General features: G+C 38.7%; 13 protein-coding genes and 1 pseudogene. 5 read left to right on the forward strand and 9 right to left on the reverse strand.

What is annotated here, in order from left to right; translation table 11 throughout:
- The 4 genes from ACED60_RS12955 to tpx form a co-directional block, all read right to left on the reverse strand.
- Complete coding sequence (locus tag ACED60_RS12955; RefSeq protein WP_004731215.1) at positions 1-492, reverse strand: hypothetical protein; 492 nt, start codon at positions 490-492, stop codon at positions 1-3.
- Complete coding sequence (locus tag ACED60_RS12960; protein ID WP_012600544.1) at positions 479-1204, reverse strand: winged helix-turn-helix domain-containing protein; 726 nt, start codon at positions 1202-1204, stop codon at positions 479-481. Before ACED60_RS12960 ends, ACED60_RS12955 begins: the two co-directional genes overlap by 14 nt.
- 478 nt (positions 1205-1682) lie before the next feature.
- Positions 1683-2297, reverse strand: coding sequence for a redoxin family protein (locus ACED60_RS12965; protein ID WP_135383814.1), 615 nt, complete (start codon positions 2295-2297; stop codon positions 1683-1685).
- Positions 2294-2791, reverse strand: a complete 498-nt coding sequence (tpx, locus tag ACED60_RS12970; protein WP_012600547.1) for a thiol peroxidase — start codon at positions 2789-2791, stop codon at positions 2294-2296. Before tpx ends, ACED60_RS12965 begins: the two co-directional genes overlap by 4 nt.
- Positions 2792-3243: 452 nt before the next feature.
- Between tpx and ACED60_RS12975 the strand changes: the two genes are divergently transcribed.
- From ACED60_RS12975 to ACED60_RS12995, 5 genes are all read left to right on the forward strand, one after another.
- Positions 3244-3855 carry a hypothetical protein gene (locus ACED60_RS12975; RefSeq protein ID WP_135383815.1) on the forward strand — a complete coding sequence of 204 codons (612 nt, stop codon included), beginning with the start codon at positions 3244-3246 and terminating at the stop codon, positions 3853-3855.
- A gap of 197 nt (positions 3856-4052) precedes the next feature.
- On the forward strand, positions 4053-4223 hold the full coding sequence (locus ACED60_RS12980) for a hypothetical protein (protein ID WP_181257528.1): 171 nt from the start codon (positions 4053-4055) through the stop codon (positions 4221-4223).
- 117 nt (positions 4224-4340) lie between these two features.
- Complete coding sequence (locus ACED60_RS12985) at positions 4341-4958, forward strand: SgrR family transcriptional regulator (RefSeq protein WP_371727717.1); 618 nt, start codon at positions 4341-4343, stop codon at positions 4956-4958.
- Positions 4952-6001 (forward strand): ABC transporter substrate-binding protein, encoded by a 1050-nt coding sequence (locus ACED60_RS12990; RefSeq protein ID WP_371727718.1) that lies wholly within the window; start codon positions 4952-4954, stop codon positions 5999-6001. The genes ACED60_RS12985 and ACED60_RS12990 overlap by 7 nt, the downstream gene beginning before the upstream one ends.
- A 73-nt stretch (positions 6002-6074) precedes the next feature.
- Positions 6075-6758, forward strand: a complete 684-nt coding sequence (locus tag ACED60_RS12995) for an aspartate/glutamate racemase family protein (protein WP_012600551.1) — start codon at positions 6075-6077, stop codon at positions 6756-6758.
- 421 nt (positions 6759-7179) lie between these two features.
- On the opposite strand, the gene ACED60_RS13000 is transcribed toward ACED60_RS12995, so the two are convergent.
- The 5 genes and pseudogenes from ACED60_RS13000 to ACED60_RS13020 all read right to left on the reverse strand — a co-directional run.
- On the reverse strand, positions 7180-7863 hold the full coding sequence (locus tag ACED60_RS13000; protein WP_009845438.1) for a helix-turn-helix transcriptional regulator: 684 nt from the start codon (positions 7861-7863) through the stop codon (positions 7180-7182).
- A gap of 95 nt (positions 7864-7958) precedes the next feature.
- Positions 7959-8840, reverse strand: coding sequence for a hypothetical protein (locus tag ACED60_RS13005; protein ID WP_371696163.1), 882 nt, complete (start codon positions 8838-8840; stop codon positions 7959-7961).
- Positions 8830-11322: a fimbria/pilus outer membrane usher protein gene (locus tag ACED60_RS13010; protein ID WP_371727719.1), complete on the reverse strand. Its 2493-nt coding sequence runs from the start codon at positions 11320-11322 to the stop codon at positions 8830-8832. Before ACED60_RS13010 ends, ACED60_RS13005 begins: the two co-directional genes overlap by 11 nt.
- Positions 11306-11992: a molecular chaperone gene (locus ACED60_RS13015; protein ID WP_012600554.1), complete on the reverse strand. Its 687-nt coding sequence runs from the start codon at positions 11990-11992 to the stop codon at positions 11306-11308. The genes ACED60_RS13010 and ACED60_RS13015 overlap by 17 nt, the downstream gene beginning before the upstream one ends.
- Before the next feature lie 2 nt (positions 11993-11994).
- Positions 11995-12348, reverse strand: a pseudogene (locus tag ACED60_RS13020) (molecular chaperone); the annotation flags it as partial.
- Between the last annotated feature and the right edge of the window lie 55 nt (positions 12349-12403).

Raw genomic sequence — 12403 nt, forward strand, 5'->3', positions numbered from 1 at the left:
CTATTTATTCTTACTTGTGTCTATATCTACACATTGAACTGAACTGTTCGATAATTGCACATAGCAATATTGATGTGAGTTGTCCACTAAAACTTGAAAGTTTTCTTCGTTCCCATCGAAAAGAACATGTTGCTCCGGTAAATCAAAATATTTTGTTTCTCGTGCGTCTATTAGTTTGTTGATGTATTTTATTGAGTAAACGCTTTTGGGCCAGAAAGTGATAAGAAACTGCGTATTCGTATTCTCCCCACTATCAAAGTGAATTGATGTAAGTAAAAGGAAGCGATTCCATAAATAAGGCTTCAATTGATAATCAATCGTTCTAGATTTTCTGTCTTCACTTTTTTCACCGTAAGTCAAAATTGTTTTACTGATTTTTGTGTTAGGGTTTTGAGTGAAAGTCGGTACAAACGAATTATTTAGGATGACTTGTATAGGTAACAAGGCAAGCAATATCATTACAACAAGCAAGAAATATTTATTGGCATTCATGTACAATGTCATTAACAACCTTCGCTATGGGTCTTTTGATATCAACGGAGAAATTAACGCTTTGGCTAGCAGAAGTTGAGTTTTCCTTATAGATACAACTAACATAAATCCTTGTTCTGTTAGACGTTATATAAAAATTTGAGTTATTCAATTCAGGTAAGCTCACAAGTCGATCTAAGAGGGATTTACTCTGGGGGTCATTACTTTCGATTGTAAATGTGTTGGTCTTGTCGTTCACTTTAGACATGTTCAATCGATGGGTAGGTTGTGAAGGGACAAATATAAACCAAAACAGTAACAAGTTTACGCTGACCAATGAAAGCAATATTAAAGTCTGTGAAAAGTAACTGAGATTGAATAATCGTAACTTTGCTGGGAACTTAGGTTGAGGCTGGATTTGGTTAACTGAAACTAGAGTTATTGTATTTTTTGTGAGAAAGTAACCAACTTTAGGAGCTGTTCGAATGATACATTGAGTTTGCACGGTATCATGCAAAGCTAGACGTAGCGAAGCAATAGCGTGTGTAATGCTAGCATCTGAAACAAATTTTCCTCGCCAAATCTTGTTATGAATTTCTGCTTTAGTTACGATGCGATGATTATTTGATAGCAATAGCAGGAGCAATTGGCTTTCTGTATTAGTGAGTCTCTTTTCTTCACCTGATATTCGATTTCGAAGTTGAGAGTGTGCTTGAGGTCTGAAGTCCCACATAGATTATTTACATTACCTATACTTGGTTTCGTCGAAAGTGAAGAGGACATAAATTTATCAAATTAATCAGCAGACAACAACAAAGAATTAGTTTTAAAGGTTGAACAATTAGGTTCATATTTGTTGTTTCATTGAAAAATATGACCTTGTCATACATTTAACTTGTCTAAGTGACTTTTTACGATCTAAAGCATGACAAGAACATGTTATGCCTTCTACATACGTCAAATTCTATTTTAGATGTGCCAAAAAAATGAGTAGTATAACTATTTTGATAGAGAGACTAGTGGCATATTGTACCTTGAGTTATTTATATATTGTTCTATTGTGAGTTCTGATACTGAAGTTTCAGATTCTAAAATACCTCCAATATAAATAGTTCCTAGCAGTATTGAAATTAATAGGGTTATTAGGGTTTTGGTCATAAATGTTTAAATTGGAATATAAGAGGACTTTACCTCTTATATTCCATAAGATCCTAACGATTTTCTAAAGCAAAATTTATTGCATGCTTTAAACTTGGAATAGTTGTAAGTTCTGGTACTCGTTGTGTGAAAATGACTTGGTTGTTTACATCTACAACAATAATACTTCGACTAAGTAACCCTAACTGCTTGATTTGAGTTCCGGTATTGAGACCAAATCGATGTTCTGAAGAGTCAGAAAGATAGGTCACTCCTTTTAGAGAATGTTGTTTGATGAACCGCTGTTGAGCAAAAGCAGTATCGGCACTCACGGCATAAAATTCAATGTCCTGGAGTTTCTGCTTGTTACTCTTTATGTATTGAGAAAGCTCTATAGCTTGTTGAACACAGACGGGCGTGTCAACGGACGTTAGTATGCTATATACTTTTATCGATTGATTTTTCGCACTAGTATCATAATGCTCTAATCCTGAAGTTAGCAACTTAGCCGAAGGCATCAAATCACCCACTTTTAATGGATTACCAACCAGGTCAAACTTTGTAGTCTTCTCAAGTGTGACTACTTGACTTTCTCCGAACCCAGCATCTTCTTTAGTTGTTTCAAATTTTGCGAAGGTGTTTATTGAATAAATGGCAGTAGCAACAATAAGTAATCTACGCATGATCATAATAAAGCCGTTAGTGCAGATTTGTAGTTAGGCTCTGTAGTGATCTCAGAAACCAGTTCACAATATTTTACAACTCCCTCTTGATCGATAACGACAACGGCTCTCGCCGATAGCCCTTTGAGAGCACCTTCATTTAAGTTTACACCGTAGTTTTCAGTAAATGACGATTCTCTGAAGAAAGACGCTGTTATTACATTGTCAATCCCTTCTGCACCGCAAAAACGGTTCATGGCAAATGGCAAATCAGCAGAAATACATATCACTACAGTGTTATTTAAATCAGCGGCGTTTTTATTAAATGTACGAACGCTTGCAGCACAAATAGGTGTGTCAATGCTAGGGAAAATGTTTAGTAAGACATTTTTTCCTTTTAAACTATCTAAGGTTAAATTATTTAACTCTTTGTCGCAGAGGGTGAATTTTGGTGCTAATTGATTAAGCTTAGGAAGTTTACCTGATATTGAAACTGGTACACCTTGAAAAGTTACCGACATATTATTTCCTCGTTCTATTTATTTTTAAGTTCTAAATTATTGAGCGATGAGATGATAGTTTGATATTTATAAATAACAAGTCCGATGTGCTGTTTTTGATGTTTGTTTTTTGTGGGCTTGTTTATTGGTGCTTTCCGTCCTAAATGTCCGCTATATTGGTCTGATTTGTTCTTATCAGTTGGTGTATGATTTTTTTTTACGCGTTTAAATTTAATTGATAATAACTTTAACGAGATTGACTGCATACAATAATAAATGCGATCATGTACCTAATTATAGGTATGCGTAGTTTATTCAGGGATTGATACGCATTGCCAAAACAAAATCCCCCGCGATGCTAGCTTTTTTGGTTAGCTCTCAAAATCAGTATAGATTTTGAGACTTACAATTAAATGTTGAGAGCCCTAAATAATACGGGTATCTGTCATTAACTACTCTCAGGATTCAGTCTTATGTTCAAAATAATATTACCTTTCTTTCTTTTTTTTCCTATTTCCGGGTATGCATCCAGCGAAGTTGTTGATAATTTTTCACATGTTGGTTTTGGGTATAGAGGCGCGAATTTTCACCAAGGAGCGTTGAAACCTTACCTAAATGGTAAATATGACAATAATGAAGATAAAGCTTTAGGTGGGTTGTATTTAGATCTTAGTGCTCAAGTCTTCAGTAATGTTTTTCTAGAAGGGCATGCAGACTTCCTAACTAGATTCAGTTCTGAAGTTGATACTTGGCAATCTGGTGGTGGAGTCATCGGTCGATTCGGAGGGGCTGCAGCAAGTTCCTTTTCATGTGGGGTGATTAACTATCGTGCGGATAGTGACTATAGCGTATCGTTTTCAGAGCAAGGGGGATACTGTAAAACCATGGTCAGAAAACAAATAGCTAGGCATTGGGTATTAGGTCTTTCTTATCAACATGATTTTTTGGAACGGTCACGGGATGCAGTTAAGTTAAAAAATGTTTTTCAATTTGGCTCTGTTTTCGGTTTAGTGGCTGATTTTGAATACGCTAAACGAGACGCTGTTGAAATTGGTTATCAATTGGGGGTCCAGTTTTCTTTTTAGCTTTTGATAATTATTAACTATTGCCTATCTTGATTTTCTAGCTTTAGGAATAAAAATAAGATCGGGTTCGATGGCCTATTAGCGCATGTCATGGACATAGAGTCATAAAAGATGAACTATGATTTTTAAATTGTTCATTATTAATCACGGGATTCGCCAGCATACTTTTCCCCTACATGATATATGGGAACGGAAATATGAACCCACTTGACTATGCATTATACACTCTAAACGCTAAGCAGCTTTTGATTGATCCTGAATCAAAGCTCCCTCCGCAAAGAAAAAGAGGAGCGGGGACAAGAAATTATGGTTACTTAGTATCATTTATAATTGGTATTTTACTAGGTCAGCTAATTAAATTTATCTAAATGTACCTGGTTGTCCAACATTCTACGCGTTTGTCACTTATTTTTAGTTAACTCATAGCGAAATTAACCAACTGGTTTGTGGTTAAGCCAGGTACAAATCTGAGATGAAGGAGACGTATGGAACATTTACATCAATTATCAAGCAGCCACTTAAAACGTTTGAGACAATTAGAGCGTAAATTTAATCAAAATCTAAAAACTGAAGTGACAATCACTGACCTGGCCGAGATTCTTTTCTGTTCGGAGCGTAATGTAAGTAAGTTAATGGTATCTCTGGAGTCGCAAGGTATATTGAAATGGCTTCCTGGACGCGGGAGAGGGAATCATTCTAAGTTGACATTGGTTAAAAATTTTGAAGATGCACTGTTTGATAAAATAGAAGGAATGGTTCAGGGCGGAAAAATGAACGAGGCGTTCATTTTGGCACAACAATTTGATTGTGTTTGGCAATTTCAAAATCACTTGCCCCAATGGTTAGATGAAGCGAAACAAAGGTTAAAACAACAGAATACTTTAATGTATGTAGTACCTTATAGTTTGCCCGAGTGGCGTCCCCATCTAGCGCTTTCAACACGATCGATTCTCATGATAGAAAGTGTGTTTGATACATTGGTTCGTTTCGACTCTGAGCAGCAAGAAATAAAACCCTACTTGGCTCATCAAGTTGATGTTGATGGTCTACAAATCCGAGTTCGGATTCGTAATAATATACAGTGCACAATGGTGAAATGTTAACACCAGAAATGGTAAAAACTAACTTTGATATGCGGTGTAAAACCACCCATCCATACCAGATTCTATTTAGCCATTTAGTTAATATTGAAGTAGAAAAGCAGTGGATAGTATTTTACTTGGATCAACATGATCCGGTGTTTCTTCATTTATTAGCTGATATTCACAGTGCGATATTTGACCTCAATTCCGATACTCCAGTAGGCTCGGGAGCATACCAAGTAGAAAGACTGGAACCTCATCGTTGGAGTTTAATCCGAAATACGCATTATTTTGCTTTTGGTGGGCATATAGAACGTGCTGAGTTTTGGTCGAGTAATGAACTACCAATATCAGCGATACATGTCGAAGAATCGTGTTGGACTTATTTAGATCCAACAGATAGCAAGGACATTATCGAACATAGTGGGTGCACAGTGCTTCAATTTCCCCATCATAAGAACGTATTGTCGAATGAGGAATTGAGTTGGATTGTCCATTATAGTCGCGCATATGTTAATGGTGCAGAGGTTCGTGAGGCGAACAGCATTATGCATTGTCATCAAGAAAAAGGTTTTCATTTATTTAACCGAGGAATGAAGCGCCCCTCCAGACCTGTGGTTTTTGAAGTAAAGGACACTCATCGAGCAGAAATTCAACCATTATTGTCTGCTCTGAGGAGGAACGGTTTAGATCTGTTAATTAAAGACAAAGCCGGCTTTGATAGTCCAGGTTCTACTGATGTATTCTATGACTGCTATGCATTTGGGGATGACATAGCTTTTCAATACTATGAATGGCTTTTATGTGGTGATGTATTTACACGTTGCCTTTCAAATGATGCTAAGAAAAGCCTATTATCTTTTGTTGATGCATTGATGCGAGAGAGTATTAGTAGCTCCGAATTTTTACAAAAATTGCATCGAGCTGAAGACTGGTTGATTCAAAATTATTATTACTGTCCGCTTTGGCGAGATCATATTGCTTACCGTCGTGCGGATAATGTATATGGAACAGATACCAGTAGTATGGGGGTTATGACATTGAGTAATATGTGGTTAGAGTGAATTTTAAGTCATTGTAATTCATGTTACATTATCGAAATAGAGGGTATTTAGTGAAGAGTTGTAAGGAGTTATTTTGCATATAGGAATTATTGGCGGAATTGGTCCTGCCTCAACAGAGATGTACTATAGAGAACTAGTGAAGCAATATCAAGTTGTTAATATATCGCTCGAACTTACAATCGTTCATGCTGATATTCATGAGCTTACAAAAAATTTATTAGCAGACGACAAGAAAAAACAAGTTAACATATTTCTTAACTACATTAATAGATTGGTTAAATGTGGCGCGACCCACGTAGTGATTCCCTCGCTAGCTGGGCACTTTTGCTTAACAGAATTGGAAATTCGTTCTCCTTTGCCAATCATGAGTGCTTTAGACGTTTTAAAATATTACGTTCAAGAAAATGCAATTTCCAAGGTCGGAGTATTAGGTACTTTACCTACAATGCAAACCGGAATTTTTGGTTGTTTTGATAAAAACTGTTTGATTGTACCAGACCCCGACGAGCAATTAATTGTGGCTGATACTTACCGAAAATTTGCTAGAAATGGGTACGCGTCTGCAGAGGATAAAGCTACTATTTTCTCAATAGGTCAGAAGTTAACTAATGACAATAATGTAGAGATTGTATTTCTAGCAGGAACAGATTTCTTTCTAGCATTTGATGGTGAGGATTGCGGTTTTAAAGCCATTGATTGTGCTCAACTTCACATAGCCTCAATAGTTGCTTTGGCAAAAAAGCCCCAGTTTGCCTGATAGTTGGCACTACATGTCTCTGTGATTTCTGTTTATCGGGTTGCCTCTGTAAGATGACTATGACTCTCTGCGTGGCTTAGTGATGGAGAGTTGAGTTGGAAAAATTGTGTAGTTTTTCTAACTCAACAGCAATATCGATTGCTTTAATAACAGTAGGCCAGCTGTTTACGGCTCGTAATATTCAAGATGCTATAAGGAAATAAAGACGTAATTTGCTAGCTTGTTGTTGAATGAATGCAAGTTGGTGTATAACTTGAATTGGTTGTTAACTTCCTAGTGTGAGTGATTTTGTCTGTTTCTTTGATGATAAACCAGGAAGGCTGAAAGTTTAGGTTCTAATTTCCAAGGGCTTAAAATTCTAATACGTCAGTTTGAAAAAGAACTGCAATCTGCATTTTTGTATTTATGTTCATAATTTCAACTACATGCCTGGTTGTATAATAGTCTCTAAACTATTGATAAAATTTGCTTTTCTTATTGCTTCTTTTCGGTTGGTTACGTTTATTTTTTTATATATATTATATACATGCGTTTTTACTGTACTTTCTGAAATAAATAGTTCACTTGATATCTCTAAATTTGTATCTCCTCTGATAACTCGTTTAAATATTTGAGCTTCTCTTTTTGTAAGGGTAGATAATATTACCTGTGACTTGAATGTTTGGGAGCGCGCATTGGATAAAATATGCGACATTAACTTCCTCGGTAACCATAGGTCGTCATCACAAACCGTTTTCAAGCAACGTGTAAGGTGTTCTACAGGAGCATCTTGATAGATTATGCCCTTTATATTAAACATGTTGAATAGTTGCATTACGGTAATACTCTGTCCGGTAATATCAGAGGGAACGTCATAGATTACCCATTTGTTGGACTCTACTTTTGATAAGGTGATGTAAACATCTTTGATGTCAGCTAAGAGTAAGTAACTAATGAGAATGACATCAAACGTCTTGCGATGATTCGAACGTTCAATGCCTGAAATACATTCGCGACTAAAACAAAAGTCACTGTATTTCTCTATTTCTCGTTGAATAAACTGGTTATTTATACCGTTATCGCCAATTAGGAGCATGTGCTTTAAATTATTTTTACTGTTATGCATACTTTACTCCGAAACTGACAAATCGTGTTGTGATTATATGATACTGGGTTTTATATAATTGCGTTGCATATCTCAGGATTTATATAATTACATATTTAAGGCTGCTGTGAAAGGAGGGGTTCTATAGAAATTTGTAATGTATCGTCATATATTCCTCCCGGTTTGTTCTCTGTTTCCCCAATTACAAAACTCAAAGGAATAGGTTGACCGATCGTAGCCGAAATACGCTGAATTTTTGCATCAAGTTGACCGAGGTTTACTCTATCGTTATCTAGGGAAAGTTCGTATGGAATATCCCATTTTGTCTCATCAGATTCATGACGTAGCATCCCTTGATGGGATGATTCCAATACGATGGTATACGCTGTATTACTTTGCACCCATAGGTTCGGTGCAGAACGAATAATCTTGTTTGAATATAATGTTCCTAGATCAAGGTCATAATGCTGTTGAGTTAACCCATAAAAGTGAACTTTTGCAGCTGGTGGCACGGTAACAGATACTGGGAGTGAGCTAGGGCTAATCTCTATTTGTTGGTTGTCTGAGGTATAAGAGGGCGACACTTCTAAAAGCCCCCGGTAGGTTCCTGACGCTAGCCACTGTTTGCTTGGGAAACGCATTTGTATGGTTGTCGAAGGTTGACTGTCGGTTAATGATAAATGCCACTGATTCGCGATTGGCACACCCACTTGTCCACTCCACTCGAAGTTGAGTTTGTCTTGGTTTACCCCTTTTAACGTCCGACTAGTATCATTAAGTTGTAGAACCAAACTCAATTTACAGTCTTCGCCAATTATATTCGCATCGATCCTATAAGTATTAATTGTTGCGTAAGTACCTGTGTTGAACACGTCGTATTGCGACTCGGATGAGACGGGTTGAATCGTCAATGCACTAGCTTCACAAGCTAATACAGAGGATACAGAATTTATGGCGATGAGGAACCATCCTCCCCACCGAAGTTGTTTAATCCACATACACATCTCCTAGTCTGATCAAGTTGTCACTGCGCTCGCTGAGAGTAATGACGGCTGACTCTTGTCCTTTAGTGTCAAGAATCAGTTGATATTTCCCTGGCTTTAACCCAGATATCGCAAATATGCCACTCCGATTGGTAAAGAAGTCAATCGGTAACTGTTTAGCTTCACCAAGGTAATGTGCTACACCAGCGACAAGTGAAATTGGATTGTTACTTTGACGGTCGTATAGCTTACCAATCACGGTTAAGACAGCATCGGAACCAATTTGTAGTTGGAAGCCCCGCTTGTAATCAGGCTTAACCCAAAAAGCACCATCCCCCAAATCATATCCCGGTGGTAAGTTATCGACCTCATAACCGATGACTTGGCTATTATAAGCAACAAGATCAGGGACCATGGCACTGGCATCTCCGTTAAGGTAAACGCGTGCGTACTCTCCATCTTTTGTTGGGTCTAATGCCACGTCATTCTCTGCGAGGCTTTCGTGCTTGCTGACAATAGCGAATGCTTCTCGGACTGGTCTGCCGATCGTTATCGATGAACCTGCAAACGCAAGTGCACTGCTGATGGTCACGTCGGTACTGTGGTTTCTTGTGTCACCACTAATGTCGTCAAGTCGCGAGGCATGGGTGGCACTCAATTCGTAACGGTTTGCTGTATAGTTAATACCAGCGTCCATATCGGCGTCCGTTTCTTCATTCGTAATGACACTCGCAAAGCCTGATATCCCTCCGGTGTTACCTATATTATTCTGATAGCTGTAATCTAAGGCGGCTTCTCTTAGCTCTGTACTGTAACGACCGACGACACGAGTTTGTCGGCTAAGAGGCCAACTTATGGTGAGCGTAGTGCTGATGTCATCGTCTTTACTGGCGTGATCTTGATAGCTAACACGGGCACTCCAAGTCGCGTGAGTATCAAACAGTCCGTCCGATAAACTCGGGCTAATTAGCCAATAGTCGTTCTCTTTGTCTATTCCTAAACGGTAATTGACTGTCATGGCGGCACGTAATGATCGACTTAGATAAATCGAACCGAATGCAGAAGCATAATGAGTGGTTAAGTTGATGTCTTTATCGGAGGCGTCAAACCCAGCAACACCAGTAAAATTGTTGCTCAGATACTCATAACTAACACTCAGTTGTGGAGCCAGTGTATTCTTGCTGGAAAATTCCGCATCGAATGCAAATTTGTAAGCATCGCCGTTTCCTAATACAGGATGTTCGCTACGTGAAGCATTGAGTTCAGTGACTCCCCATCTAGAAGCGATGAGTGCGGTAGTACCATATTGGTATAAATCTTCACGGGTTTGAAAGTTGGTACCTAACGTTAACCAAGGGTTAATCCCCACATCAACATAACCATGGAAAATACGCTCATCGGTTAGGTATTCTAATTGTCCATTTTGGAGTTCAGAGGGTGCTCCATACATAATGCTATATTCAAACTCACCGCTATTGAGTAAGTCGTTACCCGTCGCAATAGAAAACTCGATACGCTCTTCATTCCCAGAACGATCGGTAATGACGAGTACAATATCGTTACTACCTTGCGCAAGAGGTATATCACTCAGGTTGTAGCTACCAGCGCCTAAGGTCAATCGTTGGACTGCAATCCCATCTATATAGACATCGACATTCGAGGCTCTTTGAAGTGTGAATGATTGATTGGCTCGTGGTCGTGCATTTCTGGTTGGAATCAGTGTGAAATCTCGAGTTAAGCCAATACCAAGTATGTCGGTACTGTCCTGAAAAGATTGGCCACTGTTGTACATATCGCCGAGCACAAGTCGTGTACCTTGCTGTGCAAAGTCAATATTAAGACGAGTTCCTTCTCTCACATATTGTGACTTTTTCGATGAACCATTTTCTAAATAGGATTCATATTCAAAATTGAAAAAACCAATGTTAAGTGCAGAGTCGAATTGACTGCGATAAAGATCTTGCCTTGACGATTTTTGATCGACATATTGGCTCTCATTGGCGGAAAGGGCGACGTTAACGTATCCGCTTAACAGACTTGGCTCAGCATAGTTATAAAAATCATCTGCGCCGTTCATCGAGAGTTGTTGGGTTAAGCTAAATTCTGGCGGAACCGTCACGATACATTCCAACGAAGAAAAGTCGAAATTAAGTCCCAGCCCTACGCTCATAAAGTGGTGCTGCGACAGCATCTCATCGTCTGTCGTGTCATGGAGCTTACCAATACCTTCTTGAGTGACGACAGACGAAAGGAGAGACAGCGTACTTTCCTTTGGCAAAAGAATTTCGTTGTTTGCGGTAATGATAATGTCCGCTTCACCAAGAATGGTGTCACTTATCCTTAGTAAAGAGGTAAGTTGAATGTCGCGTCCTGTCGGGTTCAATACCATATCCTGGCCCCAAGCTACAGGGCTTAAGGCGGCACAATAAAACAGTACTAATCCCAAGACATAGAAAACTTGCCACATCTTGTGAGAGGTTTCAGTTTTCATATCCATGATAAGTGCCTACTGGTAAGTAATTTAAAGAAGAAGGCAAAGTAATAGTCGAGCGTGGTGGAATAAACTGTTCACCTAAAGCCTCATGTACCTTTTGGTTCTGAGATTCGAGCCCCTTAAAATGAAGTAACGATGTATAGGTAAATCGCGACCCTGAATTAGTGAGTGTTAGTTTTCCTTGTTCATCTATATGTAAGTTCACGTCAGGCTCTAGCGAGGATGAGTGAATGTGCAACAACGCATTGTAGTGAACTTGCAAATTGATACCGGTTGTTAAACTGGTAGGACTGTCCATTTTTTCGTTGTTTTGACCAATATTTAAGGTACTGAAACGAACAAAGTAACTTTGGGAAGTTTCGAGTTGGCGGTTTCCCAACCATTGTATACGGAATACTTGACGTTCACCGGGTGCCAACATAGCGGCAGGTGGAAACACAAACATCACCTCACTCGATAGATCTATTGTTTGGAACGTACCATCAGGTAAGAATTTCAAACGACGAACGTTAGCTTCAAGTGGGAGATCCCGCGTTGAGTTGTTAGTCACAACCAGTTGCGATGTTGCCCTGTGATCGGTATTGAGTTCAATGACGGTTGGAAACAGTGTTATGCCAAGCGCTTGTCCACACAGAAAACAAGAAATGAACCCACCAAAAATATAACGTCTCATTGCTACTGATCCTGCTCGATTTCAATCGATAGCGTCTCTACATTGTAATTTTCAAGTGGCTGCATTTCGAAAAAACGAGTGGAATAGGGAAGAACTAAAGTTCCTGGAATACGTTTGGCGATTTCTACGCCTTTTAAATAGGTTGATTTTTTGCCGTCAGAAATTTTCCATGTCGTATTGGTTAACCGACCATAACTATTACCGCTGTTCAGTACTTCAAGGACCCATTTGTTATTCTTGTTATTTGGTTCGATACTTTTAATTTCTAGTTGAGAGGCAGTGTTCTGAGGTCGCACGTTGATAAGCGTATTAAACTGAAGTAACAGACTCACTTGCCCTTGGTTGCTACTTGCTCTGGCTTTGTTGCGTAATTCAGTTTAGAGACAGAGCCGCCCGTTTTGCATGCTTTTT

The organism is Vibrio sp. 1F279, assembly GCF_041439815.1.
Classification (GTDB): Bacteria; Pseudomonadota; Gammaproteobacteria; order Enterobacterales; family Vibrionaceae; genus Vibrio; species Vibrio tasmaniensis_A.

Coding starts and splice junctions, on each gene's coding strand:
- ACED60_RS12955 (WP_004731215.1), bottom strand. CDS start 492: ATGAATGCCAATAAATATTTCTTGCTTGTTGTAATGATATTGCTTGCC.
- ACED60_RS12960 (WP_012600544.1), bottom strand. CDS start 1,204: ATGTGGGACTTCAGACCTCAAGCACACTCTCAACTTCGAAATCGAATA.
- ACED60_RS12965 (WP_135383814.1), bottom strand. CDS start 2,297: ATGATCATGCGTAGATTACTTATTGTTGCTACTGCCATTTATTCAATA.
- tpx (WP_012600547.1), bottom strand. CDS start 2,791: ATGTCGGTAACTTTTCAAGGTGTACCAGTTTCAATATCAGGTAAACTT.
- ACED60_RS12975 (WP_135383815.1), top strand. CDS start 3,244: ATGTTCAAAATAATATTACCTTTCTTTCTTTTTTTTCCTATTTCCGGG.
- ACED60_RS12980 (WP_181257528.1), top strand. CDS start 4,053: ATGAACCCACTTGACTATGCATTATACACTCTAAACGCTAAGCAGCTT.
- ACED60_RS12985 (WP_371727717.1), top strand. CDS start 4,341: ATGGAACATTTACATCAATTATCAAGCAGCCACTTAAAACGTTTGAGA.
- ACED60_RS12990 (WP_371727718.1), top strand. CDS start 4,952: ATGTTAACACCAGAAATGGTAAAAACTAACTTTGATATGCGGTGTAAA.
- ACED60_RS13000 (WP_009845438.1), bottom strand. CDS start 7,863: ATGCATAACAGTAAAAATAATTTAAAGCACATGCTCCTAATTGGCGAT.
- ACED60_RS13005 (WP_371696163.1), bottom strand. CDS start 8,840: ATGTGGATTAAACAACTTCGGTGGGGAGGATGGTTCCTCATCGCCATA.
- ACED60_RS13010 (WP_371727719.1), bottom strand. CDS start 11,322: ATGGATATGAAAACTGAAACCTCTCACAAGATGTGGCAAGTTTTCTAT.
- ACED60_RS13015 (WP_012600554.1), bottom strand. CDS start 11,992: ATGAGACGTTATATTTTTGGTGGGTTCATTTCTTGTTTTCTGTGTGGA.